An 18,671-nucleotide genomic window follows, 5' to 3' on the forward strand; every position below is an offset into this window, starting at 1 on the left:
CCTGACGGCAAAACCCTCTGAAATCAAATACCAAAGGCTGAAGAAGCGTGGTATTCGACCACGTCATCAGATGTGAAAGTTCGCTCATGACCAAGCCGCTGACCATCGCCGATCTCAAGAAAATGGCTCAGCGCCGCGTTCCGAAGATGTTCTTCGACTACGCGGATTCCGGCGCCTGGACGGAATCGACCTACGCCGCCAACGAAGCCGATTTTCGCGATATCAAACTGCGCCAGCGCGTGCTTGTCGACATCACCAACCGCACGCTCGAAACCACGATGATCGGCCAGAAGGTGTCGATGCCGGTGGCCCTTGCCCCGACGGGCATGACCGGCATGCAGCACGCCGATGGCGAGATGCTGGCGGCGCGCGCGGCGGAAGAATTCGGCGTGCCCTTCACGCTCTCGACCATGAGCATTTGCTCCATCGAGGATGTCGCCTCCGTCACGACGAAGCCCTTCTGGTTTCAGCTCTATGTCATGCGCGACAGAGGCTTCGTGCTCGATCTCATCAACCGCGCCAAGGCCGCCAAATGCTCTGCGTTGGTGCTGACCGCCGACCTGCAGATTATCGGCCAGCGCCACAAGGACCTGCGCAACGGCCTCTCGGCACCGCCGAAACTCACGCCGAAACATATCTGGCAGATGGCGACGCGCCCCTACTGGTGCATGGAGATGATGAAGACGAAGCGCCGCAGCTTCGGCAACATCGTCGGCCACGCCAAAGGCCTCGCCGATCTTCCCTCGATCACGACTTTCGCGAATGAACAATTCGACCCGCAGCTATCGTGGAGAGATGTCGCCTGGATCAAGGAACAGTGGGGCGGCCCGCTGATCATCAAGGGTATCCTCGATGTCGAGGATGCCAGGCACGCAGCCGAAACCGGCGCCGATGCCATTATCGTCTCCAATCACGGCGGCCGTCAGCTCGATGGCGCCCCCTCTTCGATCAGCATGCTGCCGAAGATCGTCGATGCCGTCGCCGACCGCGTCGAAGTGCATATCGATGGTGGTATCCGCTCCGGTCAGGATGTGCTGAAGGCCGTGGCACTCGGCGCGCGTGGCACCTATATCGGCCGCCCCTTCCTCTATGGCCTCGGTGCCATGGGCAAGGACGGCGTTACGCGGGCACTCGAGATCATCCGCAAGGAGATGGACATCACCATGGCGCTCTGCGGCAAACGCGACATCAGGGATATCGATTCCTCGATCATTGCCGGCCGGCAGTAACTTACGGCATCCGGCCCGTCGCGAGTGCCACGGCCCATTCCGGGCGACCATTGGCCATTGCCAGCGCCGACATGGCCATGTTGTCATAGCCGATATTGCGGAAATGCGCCGTCCATCCACTGGCTAATTTTTCCAGCACCGCGTAACTCGCCATTGCATGTCCGGTTTCGACCTTGTGCGGATAAGGCTTGTCATCGTCATAGGCCGGGCCGCCGACACTGCCGGGATTGACCACCAGACGACCGTCGGAAAGTGCTGCCATGCGCGGAATATGCGTGTGGCCACAGAGGATCAACGGGCTTTTGATGCCTTCCGCCAGCGCCTCGATCTCCGCCTGCGGCCGCAGCACCACGCTGCCATCGGCAACGGCCGTATCCAGCCAGTAGAGATTGTCGTCCTCAGGGGTCGCGTGGCAGAGATAGACCTCGTCCCTGTAGATCAGGTCGACCGGCAGCGATCGCAGCCAGTCGAGATGTGCCGCGCCAAGCTGCACATAGGCGGCGGCATCCGAAATATGCATTTCTTCCGGCTGCTGCTCGATCAGATAGCGGTCGTGGTTGCCGCGCACGGTCGGAATGGAAAGTGACAGCAGCCGATCCGCCACCCTGCCCGCCTCCAGCGGACCGCTGAAACAATCGCCGAGATTGACGATGCCAGTAATCCCCTGCGCCGCGATGTCGGAAAGCACGGCTTCCAGTGCCAGATAGTTGCCATGGATATCGGCGATCGCAGCAAAGCGCATCTCAGCTCCCGCGATAGGTGGAATAGCCATAGGGCGAGATCAGCAGCGGCACATGATAATGCGCCGAGGTGTCGGCAACGCCGAAGCGGATCGGCACGAGATCGAGGAAGGCCGGATGCGGCAGAGGCGTCCCGTTTGCCCTGAGATAATCTCCGGCGTGAAAGAGCAGTTCGTAGGTACCGGCACGAAAGCTCTCGCCGATCAGGATCGGCCCACCATCGACGCGGCCATCGGCATTGGTCTCCACCGTCTTGATAAGGTGGCGAAGCTCCCCCTCGATGTGAAAGAGATCGATTCGCAGCCCTTGGGCCGGTTTGCCGAGAGCCGTGTCGAGAACATGGGTGGTCAGTCCGGTCATGGCGCGGGCTCTCTGATGATGAAGGGGCTGTCGAAGAAGAATTCTTCCAGATTGTTGCCCGGACCGTCACGGTCGACAACGAGAAAGTCGCTCGGCTCGCCGAGCGCCATCAGCGGATGATGCCAGACATTGCGCCGATAATTCACGCCCTGGTCGCCGCCCGCGAGAAAGACCTGCGGACGCCCCGGACGGCCGCCTTCATCTTCGGAAACGACGACGAGGAAGGGTCGGCCCGATATCGGCGAGAAGCTCTGGCTACCGAACGGGTGCCGCTCCATCATGCCGACCTCGTAAGGAAAGCTGCGCGGCTGGCCGCGGAAGAGATTGATGATGACGCGCGCCCCCTCGCCCGCAGCCTCGGGCGCTGCAAGCGCATGGAAACGCTCGGTATTGCCGCCGTTGATATAGCGCATGCTCGCAGGATCGGCTTCGATCACGTCACCGAAGGACGCGAAGGCGGATTTTGTTAGAGACTGTATTTCGAGATATTTGGACACGGAATTACTCGCCCTGAACGCGCCAGTGGCGAACATTTTCAAGTTGGGAAACCAGAGCAGGAAGTTCGGTCCTCGCCGTCTGCCAGATGACGGGCAATTCTGCCCGATAATAATCGTGAACGATCAGGTCTCGCATGCCCTTTATCCGGGTCCACGGAATATCCTGATGATCCTGAATAAAGCCGGGGTCGCCAGCCGCAATTCGCGCCGCTGCTTCGCCGACGAGGACCAGCGACATCGTCACCGCCAACTGGGTACGAATATCATGGAGAAACTGCTCCTGGCTCATGCCCTCTGTCAGGTCGAAGGCCTGCTGCGCGGCCTCCTGCATGCGATCCACATGTTCAAGAAGGCGCTCGCGGCTCATATGGCGGAGGCTTCCGACAGAACACGGTGTCTGATGCGTTCCGGCAATCCACCCGCAGTAACCAGATCCACCTTAACCCCCAGAATATCCTGCAATTCTTCCAGCAGCCCGCCAAGATCGAACAGCGTTGTCCCTGGCAGCGCATCCACCAGAATATCCAGATGGCTGTCCGGCCGACCCTCGCCGCGGGCAACCGAGCCGAACACACGCGGGTTTGCCGCGTTGAAGCGCTTGGTCGCTTCGCGGATCGCCTGCCTGTTCTTCTCCAGCACTTCCGACGGTCTCATCGCGGCATCACTCCTGATGCCGCGAATATAAGGGACGGGACTGAAAGAGGAAAGAACTCAAGCCTTCACTCCGAAGAGCCTGAGGCGCATCGTGCCGCCATCCGGATGCATGGCATAACGCACATGCGTGATCGGGCCGATATCGGCAATCGCGTCGCTGCCATATTCATGGATATGGTCCATCTGCAGCTTGCTGCGCGGCAGGATCGGCTTCCAGTTTTCCGAAGCCGCGATATCGGCCTCAGACAGCGTATCGCCGAGATCGGGCAGATAGGCGCCGAAGAGTTCGCATGTGTCCGGGAAATTGCCCTTGAAGAAGGCCGTATCGACGATCACGCGCTTGATCGTGCCGGCATGGCCGAGCCGAATGATCGCCCAGTCGTGACCTGGACCACGGCGGCGCTTGGTTTCCCAGCCGTCGCCCATGTTGAGGCCGCGTCCAGGACCGAGCAGCTTGTCCGGATGGCCATAATGCGCATCCGACCAGGCAAGCGCTTTTGCACCGTTGAAAATATAGGCGAGGTCGACCTCCTCACCGGCGCCGACTTTCGACCAGTCGAAATAGGCCGAGCCATAGACGCGAAGACGCGCCACACCACCATCCGGATAGATATGCAGGCGAAGATGCGTCCAGATCTTCTGCTTGTCAGCATTTTCGAAGAAATGATGGGCGCTGGAGCCGAGCGGCGACTTGGCCAGGATTTCGGTCCACTGCGTCGCATCATCAGGATCGCCGCTCTCCAGAAAGGCAGCCTCGATCGAGCAATGCGGCGGATAATTGCCGGTGAAATAGCTGGTATCGACATCGAAGCCGAAGATACGGCCCGGCATGGCAAGCTTCACGATTGCCCAGTCATGGCCAGGCACGCGCTTGCGGCGGCTTTCCCAGCCGTCCATATACTTGCCGTTATCGTCGTAGAGATCCGGATCGAAGCTTGCCGGCACGTCCTGCAGCATGCGCTCCAGCGGCGCGAAGAATTCGTCCGTGGCGTAGAGACCCTTGGCGCCGAGACGGGCCGAGGCAAGATTGATGGCACCCGTGGCGAAAGCTGGCAGGCTGGTATCGGTCGTATCGGTCATTCAGGTCTCCGGAAGCATGGATGTCAGGCGCAGCAGCGCGATCTTTTCGACCTCGGCTGCCGCAGTCACGAATTCTTCGTCGCTGGTATTGTCGATCCGCTTTTCGAAAGCGGCAAGGATATCGTCGTTGTTCAGCCCCTTCACCGCGATGATGAAGGGAAAACCGAATTTCTGCGTATAGGCGGAATTAAGGTCGGTAAAACGCGCATGCTCTTCAGGGCTCAACCGGTCGAGCCCCGCACCGGCCTGTTCCTTCTTGCTGTCTTCCGTCAGCTCGCCCGCGACCGCCAGCCGTCCGGCAAGATCGGGATGAGCGCGCAACACACCGAGGCGCTCTTCCCTGCTCGCCGCGCGGAAAATGGCGACGAGCTCCGTATGCACACGATCTACCGTCAGCTTCTCACCGACAAAGCCATCGTCATAGGCCCGCTCGGCGATGAAGGGCGAATGCTCGAAGACGCCACCGAAGCGAGACACAAATTCGTTGCGCGAAATCATCAGATCGTTTCCGGCTTGTGGTTCGCATGCCAGTGCTGCGCAATCTCGATCCGGCGCGGGACCCACACCTTGTCGTGCTTCAGCACATATTCCATGAACCGCTTGAGCGACGCCACGCGTCCCGGACGGCCGACGAGGCGGCAATGCAGTCCGACCGACATCATCTTCGGGCTGCCCTCCTTGCCTTCCTCGTAGAGCGTATCGAAGGCGTCCTTGAGGTAGGTGAAGAACTGGTCACCGGAATTGAAGCCCTGCGGCGTGGCAAACCGCATGTCGTTGGTCTCGAGCGTATAGGGAATGATGAGGAACGGATTTTCATCGGCACTCTTCACCCAATAGGGCAGATCATCGGCGTAAGAATCCGACGAATAAAGGAAGCCGCCCTCCTCCTGCACCAGCCGCAGCGTATTGTCCGAAGGCTTGCCCTGGTACATGCCGTAGGGCCGCTCACCCGTCAGTTCCGTATGCAGGCGCACGGCTTCGAGGATGTGCTTGCGCTCCAGATCCTCCGGGAAATCCTTGTATTCCAGCCAGCGATAGCCGTGGCTGGCAATCTCCCAGCCCGCCTCCTTCATCGCGGCGACCGCTTCCGGATTGCGGGCCATGGCGAGCGTGACGCCATAGACGGTCGCCTGCATCTTGAGATCGGTGAAAAGACGCCAGAGCCGCCAGAAGCCGGCGCGTGAGCCGTATTCATAGATCGATTCCATGTTGAGATTGCGCTGGTTCGGCCAGGGCTGCGCGCCGACGATTTCCGACAGCAGGTTCTCCGAAGCCGGATCGCCGTCGAGGATGGAGCTCTCGCCACCCTCTTCGTAATTGATGACGAACTGTACTGCGACGCGTGCCTCGCCCGGCCATTTCGGGTCGGGCGTGTTGCGCCCGTAACCGACGAGATTGCGCGGATAGGTCTCGGATACCATCAAATCACCTTTTGAAAAGACAGGTGAAACGGTAGCATCCGTGACCGGAATGTCGAGGCGTAAAAGTGCGTATTTGGCCTTCGACTTGTCGCGTGTAACTCAGGCGATCTTGCGCGCGCTCACCTTGCCCATCGGATGCAGCGAGTGCACCCGGAACGGGCCGCCGGCCCCTTCCTCGATCATCAGCGCGACATTCGAGACCGTTACCGGTTCGGCAAGAACCGGATCGAACATCGCCCGGAGCGCTTGCTCGATGCGCGGCATATCGACGGCGTTCACCGGGCCGGTAACCGGCATATGGAAACGGAACTCGTCCATCACATAGGGGTTGCCCCAGCGATGCAGGTTGGCAAATTGCGCCGCCGAAAGTCCGTCAGGATCGCTCCGCTCGATATCCGCCTCGGAGAGTGGCGCACGAAAACGGTCGAACTCCTGAACGATCGCCGAGGAAAGAAAGTGAACCTGATCGCAGGGGCGGATCGGTGACAGACTGTAGAAAGTGCCGAGGCGAGCAACTTCCAGACGCGGAATCTGGAAGGGTGACAACGTCCCGCAAAAGCGCATGAGGTCGCGCAGGAGTTGCGGTTCGGAGACCTCGGACGAAAGGTGGAAAGGGGCTTTCAGCACGCCGTGGAATCCATAGCGACGCGGCACAGCCGTATGAAAGGCGATCTCGTGGATGCCAAGCCCGCGGATTGCCGGCGGTTCGACCATCTCGCCTGAAAATACGTTGCGGCCAAGCCAACTGGCCGCCACATGCGAGAGCGGATCGCTCGCTGATGGCGTGAAGCAAATGGCATAGCGCATGCGATTTCCTCCATCTGACTGAAGTAGGCGCGGACCAATTCCCGCGCCATCGATGCGCAAGCAGATAGGTGATTTGCATGACAGAATAACGAAGCGGAGCGCCTTCTAATTCACGTTTAACGTGAAGAGACTGCAATGTGGTTTGAAATTGCAAAGCTTTCCGGCAATAAAAATTCTGTATTTACATCGCTTGCAATGCATATCGCCGCTTCCGCCAGCCGATGTGCGAGCCCGAAACTGACCTTGAAACCGCCGGTCAGTGCGATGAGATTTTGATTCTCCGGATGCGCGCCGACCATCGGATCGCGGTCGATCGCCTTGGGGCGCAATCCGGCCCAGCGCTCGATAACGGGCGCATCGCGCAAGCCGGGAACCATATCGCGGGCGGCTTCGATCAGCGCATCGAGCTGCTCGTCCGTGGAAAAGGGATCGGCAAAGCTGTTCTCGCTGGTGCTGCCGATGGCCACATGCCCACCCTCATGGGCAACGACATAGAGCCCGTCGAGAAAGATCGTGGGCAAGCCGGGGTCGACATCAGCGGCAAGCAGTGCCGCCTGTCCTTTGACGGCCTGCCCGAGAGGTTTCTGCAACCCCGATGTTAGCGACTCGAGTAACGGAAAGGACCGATATCCGGCAGCAAGGATGGCGCGGCCGAAGGCGAGACTTTTGCCGCCTATGGATACCGTTCCCCGCGCCGGGTCAAGTGACGTTATCTCGGTATTTTCGAGTATGCGAACATGCCGTGCCGTGCGCAGAAACGCCGCCAGTGCCGCGACCAGCGAGCGCGGCGCGACGCGGGCTGCGAGCGTGTCATGCACGAAACCGCTTTCGCCTGCAGCCGGATCAATCCAGCCGTCAGCCGGTGGCCGATCGAGCACATGCCAGTGAAAGCGCTTCCCTCCCGCTCTCCAGTGCGCCTTTGCATCTTCGGAATGGCCGAGCGCGATCTTGCACAAATGCGGCTTCGGCAGCGGGATCAACCGGCCAGAGCGCCGGTATCCGGCCGAAAGCCCGGTCGAAGCTTCGATATCGGCAATGTCGGCTTCCAACGACACCAGCGCATCAAACTGGAACTGTTTCTTTTCCGACCAGCGGTCCGGCATGTGCGGCATCAGCGCGCCGAGCAGCCCGCCGCTTGCCCCGCCGCCGAGACGCCCGGCATCGACAAGCAGCGTTTTCATGCCGCGGCGCTCGGCATGCACGGCCGCCCACAGGCCCATGATGCCGCCGCCGATGATGATGACATCGATCGATGATTGACCCGAGGCCGGGGCAGGACTATCGGCTTTTTCCATGACAGACATCAATCCGGATCAGATCGGCGCGGGCAAGCCGCAGCCTCTCGAATGGCGCGACGGCGATATGCCCTATTCGACCGCCTTTGGCGACCATTTTTATTGCCAGACCGACGGGCGGCTGGAATGCGGCCACGTCTTCCTCTCGGGAAACGGCCTGCCTGAACGGTGGAGCGGCCGCTCGGCCTTTCTCATCGGCGAACTCGGCTTCGGCACGGGGCTGAATGTCTTGGAAACCTGGCGCCAATGGAAACTTCACCGCCTGCCCGGACAGCATCTGCATTTCATGTCCTTCGAGCTCTATCCGATGCGCCGCGAGGAAATCGACCGAGCGCTTGCCCATTGGCCCGAGATCGATGCCGAGCGCCAGGCGCTGACCGCCCTCTGGCCGGACAATCCCGAAGGCATTGTCTCACTCGCCCTGGACGAGCAGACGAAGCTCAGCGTCGTCTGCGGCCAGGCCTTCGACGGCGTTTCTCGGGCTGCCGCCGAATTCGACGCCTGGTATCTCGATGGCTTCGCTCCGTCGCGCAACGGCGACATGTGGTCGGCAGAGTTGATGCGCCTCGTCTGCGAAAAGACCGTTCCGGGCGGAAGCTTTGCGACTTATGCCGCAGCAGGCTTCGTGCGCCGCAATCTCGCGGCGGCCGGGTTCACTGTCGAGCGGCGCCAAGGTTTCGCCGGAAAGCGGGAAATGCTCTGCGGCACAAAGCCTCAATAGCCGGAACGGCCGGGTTTCAACTCGCCGCCAAGCCATTGGCGGATCTTGTCTTCCAGGAGTTCCGGGCTGATCGGCTTCGACATGTAGTCGTCCATGCCGGCATCGAGGCAGAGTTCCCTGTCGCTTTCCAGCGCATGCGCCGTGACACCGATAACAGGTACACGATGGCCCTGCCCCTGCTCCTTCTCGCGGATCAGCATGGTTGCCTGATGGCCGTTCATGACAGGCATTGAGACATCCATCATGATCAGGCGTGGCGTATGCCGCTCCCACGCCTCCACGGCCTCTTCGCCATTATTGACGACGAGGAAGGAAAGCCCGGTCCCCTGCAGGATCTGCGTGAAGACGATCTGGTTGACCTCGTTGTCTTCGGCCACGAGCACGTCGACGAATTCGGCAGCCCGCTTTTGCGGAACAGGCGCAGGTGCCGGCGGCGGTGCCTCCGCCTCTTTCTGCAGCCGCGTGATCTCGGCCTCGGAAGCCTGTTTGACACGGCTTGCCCGCACCACCTCGACGACCGTATTGCGCAGCAAGTTGGCGCGCGCCGGTTTCATCAGATGCGCATGTCCGTTCAGCGCCGCAAACTCTTTCTCGGTACCCGAAATATCCATCGAGGTCAGGAAGATGATCGGCAGCTCCGCGAAACGACTGTCTGCGCGAAGACGGCGGGCGACTTCGGCGCCGTTCATGTCGGGCATATGATAATCGAGCACGACGGCATCGACCTTGATGCCGAGATCGGCAGCGGCCTCCAGAATGGCAAAACCGGTGGCGCCGCCTTCCGCGGCAACGCCGTCGAAGCCCCAGAGGCCCAACTGTTCGGTCAGGATACGGCGATTGACCTCGTTGTCATCGATGACGAGGATACGCGCACCCTGCACATTGATCGGCAGCGGCTTCGGGTCGATCCGGGCGGCAGCGACCGCAAAGGGCAGCCTGACGGTGAAGACCGAACCCCTGCCCCATTCGCTTTCGACATTGATATAGCCGCCGAAGAGGTCGACGAGACCCGCCGTGATCGCAAGACCGAGGCCAGTGCCTTCATGCCGCCGGGTCGATGAGGAATCGACCTGAGAGAACTTGTCGAAGACGGACTCCACCTTCTCGGGCGGAATGCCGATGCCGGTATCCTCGATGTGGATGCTGGTCATGATCTCGTCGCCGCCGGAAGCCTCGAAACCGATATCGACGAAGACATGGCCGCGCTCGGTGAATTTCACGGCATTGCCGACGAGATTGGTGACGATCTGGCGGAAGCGCCCGGCGTCGCCGATGACGGCAGCCGGCAGATCCGGTGCTGCCCGCACCAGAAGCTCGATATCCTTTTCCGCCGCAGGCGAAGACAGCAGCGTCGCCACATCCTCGACGGCCTCGACGAGATCGAAGGCCGCCTTGCGCAGCTTCATCTGGCCGGCATCGATCTTCGAGAAATCGAGGATATCGTTGATGATCGTCAAGAGCGCATTGCCCGATTTGACGATGATATCGACAAAGGTCTTCTGGCGGGTATCGAGATTGGTCTTGGCGAGCAGTTCCGCCATGCCAAGCACACCGTTCATCGGGGTGCGGATCTCATGGCTCATATTGGCGAGGAACTCGGACTTGGCGCGGTCGGCAGCCTCGGCGCGCGACAGAAGCTCAGTCAGATCCTCTTCGCGCTGCTTGAGTTCGGTCACGTCGGTAAACAGCGCCACCCAATGCTGCCGTTCGCTGATGGTGGCTTCCATATTCACCCAGCGCTCGCCGCCGACATGGAAGACAGTCGAGATCGGTTGGCGCGCGGCAATGTTGGCGCGCCACTCCTCGAGCGTTTCGACTGCATTGTCGTGGAAATCGCCACGATTGGCACAGAACTGGAAAAGGTCGATCCATTCCCTGCCCGTCTCGGTCAGCTCGGCCGGGATGCGCAGCACTTCGGCAAGCCCGTCATTGGAAAGCTTAATCACGCCGTCCCGGACGATCGCGAGCCCCTGCGACATGGCATGCGTCGCGTCACGCATCATCTCGCCGAGGCTTTCCAGTGCGGCGCGCGCCTCATGGATTTCCTGCTCGCGCTCGCGCACGGCGGAAATATCGGAATAGGTCAGCAGGATGCGGTTGGAGGAAATGCGCCTGGAGTCGAAGATGACGGACTTGCCGGCAGCCCAATCGAGCTGGATCGGCTCGGGGTTTTCATCTTCGAAAAGCCCCTTGCGGAACGAATAGATTTCGTCCGGCGTCTGCGTATCGCCGTAGCGGCCGAGCTCGTAATTGCGCTTGACGACATCGATGAACGGCCGCCCGTCGAAACGGTCGTCGAGCGGCAGTTCCCAGATGCTGTAGAACTCATCATTGACGTAGAGAATGGTGTGATCGTTGTCGAGGATCAGCACGCCGACCGGAAGCGAGCGCAGGATGCTCTCGATTTCCTGATGCAGGATTTCCTCTTGCTGGCGCGCGTCTATCAATTCCTTCTCACGCGCTTTCAGCGGGGTGATGTCGGAGAAGGAGCCGACGACATAACGCTTGCCGTCAGGCGTGACGACCCGGTTGACGCGGGAGATCACCTGGAAGATTTCGCCGTCCGTATTCGGCAGATAGCTCTCGACCTCGATCAGCACGCCGTTTTCGAGCGCGAGGAGGTTTTCCCGATAGATCGCCTCACCCGCTTCCGGTCCGAACATGTCGTGCTCGGTCAAGCCGAGTGCCCTGGAACGGGCATGACCGGTGAAGGTCTCGTAATACTGGTTGGCATAGACCAGCCGGTGGTCTTCGTCGCGCACGAAAGCCGCGACCGGAAGATCCTCCATGATGGTGCGCAAGAGGTCGCGCTCGCGCACGCTTTCGTGCCAGGAGGCTTCACCTGCCGGCACGGCAGTGGCGCCCTCAGGCGCAAACCTGCTGCCCTCGGGCGCAAACTGGCTGCCCTCAGGCGCATACCTGCTGCCGCCGCGGTAGGCGGCATTGACGACCAGCGGACGGCCGTCTTTGGCAAAGATGCCGATCGGGTGATCGAGATTTTCAAGCGCCTCGCGGATATGGCCAAGATCGGTCGCCATCGTATCGGCGACCTCGGGAATGGCGCGGCGCGGTTCGCGTATATCGAAGATGCCGAGCACGTAAGCCCGGTCTTGGGAAGGCGAAAAACTCTCGATCAGCACGCGCTCATGGCTGAGGCCGGCGGCATCGAAGGAGATGGCGCTCTCTTCCGTACCGAACACAAGCGCACGACGTTCGCGATCCTCGCGCTCCTCTTCTTCCGGTCGATCGAACAATTCGCGGCTGCGCCGCCCGATGAAATCGGAAATCTCGCGGCCGAAGAAGCGGGCATAGGCCTCGTTGACGGCGACATAGCGGAGTTCGCTGTTTTTAACATAGGCCGGGGTATCCAGATCAGCGATCCGGCGGCAGGCCAGTTCCAAGAGTTCCCCGGTAAAGTTCAAAAAATCTTCACTCCCGCAATGAAACGAAATATCCCCCACAACAACTATAACGCCAAGGCTTTTAACAAGCTGTTAACCATAAAATTCCACTGACAAAAATTCCAAGCCGGCTCATGAAGTTGATGAATCAGACTGACAATAAAGGCTTGCACGAAACTGAAATGGCTTGAAGATTCACGGGGAAACCCGGCCGGACATGGCGAACGCGCGATCCGACGACGGCCGAGCATGGAGAAAATTTAATCCCGGCACGGCTTGCGCAACCATCAGCGCGCCGCGATCGCAGCAGATTCTGGCAATGGCTTCAATGACGAGCCTACCACGAAAGGGATTCGACATGTCCGTTCTTCATAAGACAATGGCGGCGGGCCTGGTTGCACTGACATTTGCAGGCGCCTCGCTGGCAACGGCCGATACCGCAAGCGCTCACTCCGGCGATGCCTTCTGGGGCGGTGTTGCCGGTGGTGTCGTCGGCGGTCTCGTGGGTGGAGCAATCGCCTCCGGTCCGGCCTATCCGGCACCTTACGCCTACTATCCCCGCCCCTATGCTTATTATCCTGCCTACCCCGCCTATTACGGCCCGCGCTACTGCCATCCGGAATGGCGCCATAATCGCTGGGGCCACCCCTATCGCATCGAAATCTGCAGGCGCTGAGGGCTTTCCAGGCATCGCTTGACCTCTCGCCTTCATCGGGCCATGCATCGCATGACCCGAGGGGAGATTGCGCCGATGCCCGAACCACTGAAGAACCTTCTGCATCCAGCGCTCGTACGCGCGATGGCGGACATTATCTCGGCCAATGCGCCCTCCTTCGACCGCGACCGCTTCACCGCACTCGCAACGGATGGCATCGAATCGCTGGAGCTCATGGAGCGCGCAACACTGATCCGCGACGCGCTTTTTGCGACCCTACCCGAAAGCTTCCCCGAGGCGGCAGCCATTCTCGGCGCAAGCCTGCCGGCCGCCGGCAAGGCCGGGCTGACAGGCTGGATGCTCCTGCCCGTCAACCAGTTCATCGCCGCGCGCGGCCTTGGGCATTTCGATATCGCGCTTGATCTCCTCAAAGCACTGACGCCGCATTTCACGGCGGAGTTCGGCATCCGTCCGTTCATCCATCAGGACCAGGATCGCGCGCTGGCGACGATCATCCGCTGGGTCGACGACGCCAACCACCATGTCCGCAGGCTCGCGAGCGAGGGTACCCGCCCGCGCCTGCCCTGGGCGATGCGCCTGCCGCAATTGATCAAGGACCCCTCGCCGATAATCCCGATCCTTTCCGCGCTGATGGACGATCCCGAAGATTATGTCCGACGCTCCGTCGCAAACAGCCTGAACGACATCGCCAAGGATCATCCCGATCTCGTCGCGGCCTTTATCGCCGAGCGTATCGAGGGCGCCTCGGCCGAGCGCCGCTGGCTACTGAAACACGCCTCCCGCACGCTGCTGAAGAAGGGCCATGCTCAGGCGCTTGCCAATTTCGGCTTCGGCGCGGCAGCCGCTCTGGAATGCGAACTGCGGCTGCCAAATCCATCGGTGCTTTTCGGAGAAGGCGTGGATTTCGAAATCCGCCTGCGCAATGCCGGCGATATCGCGCAATCCCTGATGATCGACTATGCCATCCATCACGTGAAGGCGGACGGCTCGCTCTCGCCGAAGGTCTTCAAATGGAAAACGGTCACGCTGGCCGCAGGCCAAGACCATGCCCTGCAGCGCCGACACGCCATGCGGCCGATCACCACGCGGCGCTATTATCCCGGCCAACATCGCATCGTCATTCTCATCAATGGTGCCGAAACGGCCTCGGGTCATTTCGTCCTCTCCATGCCCTGAGGCACCGAATGGCGGCGCATGCTCTTGACTTCCGGCGGGAAATAGACCACATGCACCGCAGCTTTCACCTTCCGGCCGCCGCGTGAGCGTGCCACTGCAACAGATGCTGAAGAAGGATAGAGCGCATTCGACAATGCCGCGACCCAAGAGCGGCAAGACGCGCAGGAAGCTTTTTCCAACTTACAAGTTCCCATTTCACGCGGGGTTCTTGACGCCAGATTGACACCGGACCGCAATGTCGCGATCCGGCGTTTATGTTTGGCGCGCCCTAAAAGGTTATGACTTGACCAATTTTGAATCGCTCGGTGTCTCCAAGCCGGTCGTCGCCACCCTGTTTCAGCTCGGCATCGAAACGCCGACGCCCATTCAGGAACAGGCTATCCCCCTTCTCATCCAGGGCCGCGACCTGATCGGCCTTGCCCAGACCGGCACCGGCAAGACCGCTGCCTTCGGCCTGCCGCTCATCGAGCGCCTGCTCAAGGAAGAAAAGCGTCCCGACAACCGCTCCGTTCGTACGCTGATCCTGGCCCCGACCCGCGAACTGGTTAACCAGATCGCCGACAACCTCCGGAAATTCATCCGCAAGTCGCCGCTGCGCATCAATGTCGTCGTCGGCGGCGTCTCCATCAACAAGCAGCAGCTTCAGCTCGAGAAGGGCACCGACATCCTCGTCGCCACGCCCGGCCGCCTGCTCGACCTCTGCAACCGCAACGCCATCACGCTGACGGCCGTGCGCTACCTCGTGCTCGATGAAGCCGACCAGATGCTCGACCTCGGCTTCGTGCATGACCTGCGCAAGATCGCCAAGATGGTGCCGAAGCGCCGCCAGACCATGCTCTTCTCGGCCACCATGCCGAAGGCGATTGCCGATCTCGCCGGCGATTACCTGACCGATCCGGTCAAGGTCGAAGTGACGCCTCCGGGCAAGGCTGCCGACAAGGTCGAGCAGTATGTCCACTTCGTCCCAGGCAAGAACGACAAGACGGTTCTGCTCAAGAAGACGCTGACCGAAAACCCCGATGGCCGCTCCATCGTCTTCCTGCGCACCAAGCATGGCGCCGAAAAGCTCGCCAAGCATCTGGAGCAGGTCGGCTATTCCGTTGCCTCCATTCACGGCAACAAGAGCCAGGGCCAGCGCGAGCGTGCGCTCAAGGGCTTCCGCGACGGCGCCATCAAGACGCTGATCGCCACCGACGTCGCCGCCCGCGGCATCGATATCCCGGCCGTCAGCCACGTCTTCAACTACGACCTGCCGGAAGTGCCTGACGCCTACGTGCATCGCATCGGCCGCACGGCCCGCGCCGGCCGCGACGGCATTGCCATTGCCTTCTGCGCGCCCGATGAGGCTCGCCTGCTGCGCGACATCGAAAAGCTGATGGGCATCGACATTACCGTTGCCAGCGGCGAACCGCCGGCTGACCTGCGTGCTGCACCCCGCAGCAACAATCGCGGTCGTGGCGGCCAAGGCCAGCAGCGTGGCCAGGGCGGTCGCGGTGAAGGCCGTGGTGAAGGTGGACAGCGTGGCGAACGCCGTGAAGGCGGCCGCAGCGAAACCCGCAATGGCAGCGGCCGTCCCGCCGGCCATGGCGACCGCCGTCCGCGCCATGAAGGTGATGTCTCGGAAGCGCGTGGCGGTGAAGAACGTCGCGCTCGCCCCCAGCGCAACAACCGCAACCAGGACTTCCGCGGCCAGCGACGCAACGAGCAGGCACCGGATCTCGGCCCTGACAATGATCTGGCCTCGACCTCGGATTTCCGCCCGGCCCGCAATCAGCAGCAGCGCCCGGCCCAGACGGAAGCGACCGGCCATCACCGCGGCAACAAGCAGCACGTTCATGGCCGCCCGCCGCGCAACCACGGCGACCAGCAGCCGCAGGGCGAACAGCGCCGTGACGGCAATGGCGGTCTCCGCCGCAAGGGCCGCAATGGTGGTGGCCCGCGCCGCGAACGCGCTTAAGCCAATGATATCAGGAAGGGCCGGAGTGATCCGGCCCTTTTCTTTTGACCGTCTCGGTCACAGGCGCGGGCAGAGTTTGGTCCGTCGCCCGGGCATGAAATGATCACCTGCCCATCTTTTGTGCGCCAAGTCAGGATTGCCAAAAGCACACCTCGCACCAACTGCCGATAAATGCCCAGTTTTTGACCCGTTTCTGCATTGCAGAAGATTTTATGAATCTTCCATGCGAACTGTGCATGGTTCTTGCATTGCCTATTGCATTGTATTCAAATGAACAAAAAAGGGGAGCCACACCTTTGGCATTTGATGAAATGATCACCGGAGACGAAAGTCCCCGAGCGCCATATGACAAATATTTTGAGTGGTACAACAGCCAAGACCGGGCACACCTGATTTCAAAGTCCCGCGACGCTGAAAACATCTTCCGCAAAACCGGCATCACCTTCGCGGTTTACGGCCACGCCGACAGTTCCGAAAAACTCATCCCCTTCGATATCATCCCACGCATCATCTCGGCCCGCGAATGGCGCAAACTCGCCCAGGGCATCGAGCAGCGGGTGATCGCGCTGAACGCCTTCCTCGACGATATCTATCATAAGCAGGAAATCATCCGCGCCGGCCGCATTCCGCGCGAACTGATTGAGAAGAACGTTGCCTTCCTGCCCGAGATGATCGGCTTCCGGCCGCCGGGCGGCGTCTACACCCATATCGTCGGCACGGATATCGTACGAACCGGCGAAGACCAGTTCTATGTGCTGGAGGATAATGCCCGCACACCCTCCGGCGTCAGCTACATGCTGGAAAACCGGGAAACCATGATGCAGATGTTCCCGGAACTCTTCCATGAGAACAAGGTGCAGCGCGTCGAGGACTACCCCTATCTCCTGCGCCAGAGCCTCGCTTCGCTCGCCCCTCCCGGCTGCAAGGGCAAGCCGCGCGTCGCCGTTTTGACCCCCGGCATCTACAACTCCGCTTACTACGAACATTCCTTCCTCGCTGACACGATGGGTGTCGAGCTGGTCGAAGGCTCTGATCTGCGCGTCATCGACGGCAAGGTGAAGATGCGCACGACGCGCGGTTACGAGGCGATCGACGTGCTCTATCGCCGGGTCGACGACGACTTCCTCGATCCCCTCACCTTCCGCCCGGAATCGGCCCTCGGCATTCCCGGCATCATGGATGTCTACCGCTCCGGCAATATCACCATCGCCAATGCGCCCGGCACCGGCATTTCAGATGACAAGGCGATCTATTCCTACATGCCGGAGATCGTCGAGTTCTATACCGGCCGCAAGCCGATCCTCGAGAACGTGCCGACCTGGCGCTGTTCGGAAGCCGGCAGCCTGAAATATGTGCTGGAGCATCTGGAGGAACTGGTGGTCAAGGAAGTGCATGGCTCCGGCGGCTACGGCATGCTTGTCGGCCCGACCGCTTCCAAGAAGGAACGCGCCGATTTCGCCGAGAAACTGAAGGCCAAGCCCAGCAATTACATCGCCCAGCCCACGCTTTCTCTGTCCACCGTTCCGATCCTCGTCAACAAGGGCATCGCACCCCGCCATGTCGACCTGCGCCCCTATGTGTTGGTCTCCGACAAGGTGCAGATCATTCCGGGCGGGCTTACCCGCGTGGCGCTGAAGCAAGGCTCGCTGGTGGTCAATTCCAGCCAGGGCGGCGGCACCAAAGACACCTGGGTATTGGAGGACTGATGCTCGGAAGAACTGCAAACGGGCTCTACTGGATGTTCCGGTATATCGAGCGCGCCGAAAATATCGCTCGCCTTGTCGATGCCGGCCTGCGCATGTCACTGACGCGGAGCGACGCCGGTGATGACAATTGGGACGGCGTGCTGCAAAGCGCCGGCGTGCGCGAACTCTATGCCGAGAGCCATTCGAAGCTGACCGGTCCTGATGTAATCGACTACATGTTGCGCGACCGCCAGAACGCGTCGAGCGTCATGTCCTGCATCGATTTCGGCCGCAACAACGCCCGCATGGTGCGCACCGCGCTGACGCGCGAAACCTGGGAAGCAACCAACGAATGCTGGATCGATCTCAAGGAGCTTCTGTCGAAAAAGCTGAAGCCGGCGGAACTGCCCGAGGTCATCGATGTCATCAAGCATCGCGCCGGCCTCATCCGCGGCGCCTTCCATGGTTCGATGCTGCGCAACGAACTCTATAATTTCGCCCGCATCGGCACCTTCATCGAGCGCGCGGACAATACGAGCCGCATCCTCGACGTGAAATATTACGTCCTGCTGCCGTCGATCTCGCAGGTCGGTTCTTCGGTCGACAACGTTCAGTGGGAGTCGATCCTGCGTTCGGTCTCTGCCCACCGCTCCTACAGCTGGGCCTATGACGGCGAATACCGGGCCATGAACATCGCCGACTTCCTGATCCTGAACGGTCAGATGCCGCGTTCGCTTGCCTATTGCTACGAGAAGATCGTCAGCAACCTCGGCTATATCGCCAAGGACTACGGCGAACGCCTTGCAGCGCACGATACGGCGGATGCCATTCGCGCCACGCTGCAGACCCTGAAGATCAAGGATGTCATGGATCAGGGCCTGCATGAGTTCCTCGAAGATTTCGTCTCGCGCAACAACAAGCTCGGCAACGAAATCTCCGATGGCTACCGGTTCTATGTTTAAGCGGGTCAGA

At 60.8% G+C, this 18,671-nt stretch carries 18 protein-coding genes; 7 read left to right on the top strand and 11 right to left on the bottom strand.

The window, feature by feature from the left end:
• The first annotated feature begins 86 nt into the window (after nt 1–86).
• Nucleotides 87–1,229, top strand: a complete 1,143-nt coding sequence (locus LVY75_26705) for an alpha-hydroxy-acid oxidizing protein (GenBank protein ID XAZ22374.1) — start codon at nt 87–89, stop codon at nt 1,227–1,229.
• Between the two features lies 1 nt (nt 1,230).
• On the opposite strand, the gene LVY75_26710 is transcribed toward LVY75_26705, so the two are convergent.
• The 10 genes from LVY75_26710 to LVY75_26755 form a co-directional block, all read right to left on the bottom strand.
• A complete protein-coding gene (locus LVY75_26710) occupies nt 1,231–1,971 on the bottom strand; it encodes a metallophosphatase family protein (protein XAZ22375.1) in 741 nt (246 codons plus the stop codon).
• Between the two features lies 1 nt (nt 1,972).
• Nucleotides 1,973–2,329: a hydroxyisourate hydrolase gene (gene uraH, locus LVY75_26715; protein XAZ22376.1), complete on the bottom strand. Its 357-nt coding sequence runs from the start codon at nt 2,327–2,329 to the stop codon at nt 1,973–1,975.
• Nucleotides 2,326–2,862 (bottom strand): ureidoglycolate lyase, encoded by a 537-nt coding sequence (locus tag LVY75_26720; protein ID XAZ25841.1) that lies wholly within the window; start codon nt 2,860–2,862, stop codon nt 2,326–2,328. The genes uraH and LVY75_26720 overlap by 4 nt, the downstream gene beginning before the upstream one ends.
• Entirely contained in the window at nt 2,831–3,193 is a 363-nt protein-coding gene (locus LVY75_26725) for a DUF86 domain-containing protein (GenBank protein ID XAZ22377.1), read from the bottom strand. Before LVY75_26725 ends, LVY75_26720 begins: the two co-directional genes overlap by 32 nt.
• A complete protein-coding gene (locus LVY75_26730; GenBank protein ID XAZ22378.1) occupies nt 3,190–3,480 on the bottom strand; it encodes a nucleotidyltransferase family protein in 291 nt (96 codons plus the stop codon). Before LVY75_26730 ends, LVY75_26725 begins: the two co-directional genes overlap by 4 nt.
• Nucleotides 3,481–3,537: 57 nt before the next feature.
• Complete coding sequence (alc, locus tag LVY75_26735) at nt 3,538–4,560, bottom strand: allantoicase (protein ID XAZ22379.1); 1,023 nt, start codon at nt 4,558–4,560, stop codon at nt 3,538–3,540.
• A complete protein-coding gene (gene uraD, locus LVY75_26740; GenBank protein XAZ22380.1) occupies nt 4,561–5,058 on the bottom strand; it encodes a 2-oxo-4-hydroxy-4-carboxy-5-ureidoimidazoline decarboxylase in 498 nt (165 codons plus the stop codon). It lies immediately after the preceding gene.
• The gene (gene puuE, locus LVY75_26745) at nt 5,058–5,981 is read right to left on the bottom strand and encodes an allantoinase PuuE (GenBank protein ID XAZ22381.1); all 924 of its coding nucleotides are present in this window, start codon (nt 5,979–5,981) and stop codon (nt 5,058–5,060) included. The genes uraD and puuE overlap by 1 nt, the downstream gene beginning before the upstream one ends.
• A gap of 99 nt (nt 5,982–6,080) precedes the next feature.
• On the bottom strand, nt 6,081–6,788 hold the full coding sequence (locus LVY75_26750) for a DUF1045 domain-containing protein (GenBank protein ID XAZ22382.1): 708 nt from the start codon (nt 6,786–6,788) through the stop codon (nt 6,081–6,083).
• A 116-nt stretch (nt 6,789–6,904) separates the two neighbouring features.
• The gene (locus LVY75_26755) at nt 6,905–8,083 is read right to left on the bottom strand and encodes an FAD-dependent oxidoreductase (protein ID XAZ22383.1); all 1,179 of its coding nucleotides are present in this window, start codon (nt 8,081–8,083) and stop codon (nt 6,905–6,907) included.
• Between LVY75_26755 and mnmD the strand changes: the two genes are divergently transcribed.
• Nucleotides 8,082–8,804 carry a tRNA (5-methylaminomethyl-2-thiouridine)(34)-methyltransferase MnmD gene (gene mnmD, locus LVY75_26760; protein ID XAZ22384.1) on the top strand — a complete coding sequence of 241 codons (723 nt, stop codon included), beginning with the start codon at nt 8,082–8,084 and terminating at the stop codon, nt 8,802–8,804. The two genes, LVY75_26755 and mnmD, sit on opposite strands and share 2 nt — an antisense overlap.
• On the opposite strand, the gene LVY75_26765 is transcribed toward mnmD, so the two are convergent.
• Complete coding sequence (locus tag LVY75_26765) at nt 8,798–12,226, bottom strand: response regulator (protein ID XAZ22385.1); 3,429 nt, start codon at nt 12,224–12,226, stop codon at nt 8,798–8,800. The genes mnmD and LVY75_26765 overlap by 7 nt on opposite strands.
• A 337-nt stretch (nt 12,227–12,563) precedes the next feature.
• Between LVY75_26765 and LVY75_26770 the strand changes: the two genes are divergently transcribed.
• The 5 genes from LVY75_26770 (at nt 12,564) to LVY75_26790 (ending at nt 18,661) form a co-directional block, all read left to right on the top strand.
• Complete coding sequence (locus LVY75_26770) at nt 12,564–12,881, top strand: hypothetical protein (GenBank protein ID XAZ22386.1); 318 nt, start codon at nt 12,564–12,566, stop codon at nt 12,879–12,881.
• A gap of 75 nt (nt 12,882–12,956) precedes the next feature.
• Nucleotides 12,957–14,057: a DNA alkylation repair protein gene (locus LVY75_26775; protein ID XAZ22387.1), complete on the top strand. Its 1,101-nt coding sequence runs from the start codon at nt 12,957–12,959 to the stop codon at nt 14,055–14,057.
• Nucleotides 14,058–14,292: 235 nt separating this feature from the next.
• Nucleotides 14,293–16,014: a DEAD/DEAH box helicase gene (locus LVY75_26780; GenBank protein ID XAZ22388.1), complete on the top strand. Its 1,722-nt coding sequence runs from the start codon at nt 14,293–14,295 to the stop codon at nt 16,012–16,014.
• Nucleotides 16,015–16,310: 296 nt separating this feature from the next.
• Nucleotides 16,311–17,720 carry a circularly permuted type 2 ATP-grasp protein gene (locus LVY75_26785; protein ID XAZ22389.1) on the top strand — a complete coding sequence of 470 codons (1,410 nt, stop codon included), beginning with the start codon at nt 16,311–16,313 and terminating at the stop codon, nt 17,718–17,720.
• Nucleotides 17,720–18,661: an alpha-E domain-containing protein gene (locus LVY75_26790; GenBank protein ID XAZ22390.1), complete on the top strand. Its 942-nt coding sequence runs from the start codon at nt 17,720–17,722 to the stop codon at nt 18,659–18,661. Before LVY75_26785 ends, LVY75_26790 begins: the two co-directional genes overlap by 1 nt.
• Nucleotides 18,662–18,671: the final 10 nt, after the last annotated feature.

Source organism: Sinorhizobium sp. B11, from assembly GCA_039725955.1.
GTDB lineage: Bacteria > Pseudomonadota > Alphaproteobacteria > Rhizobiales > Rhizobiaceae > Rhizobium.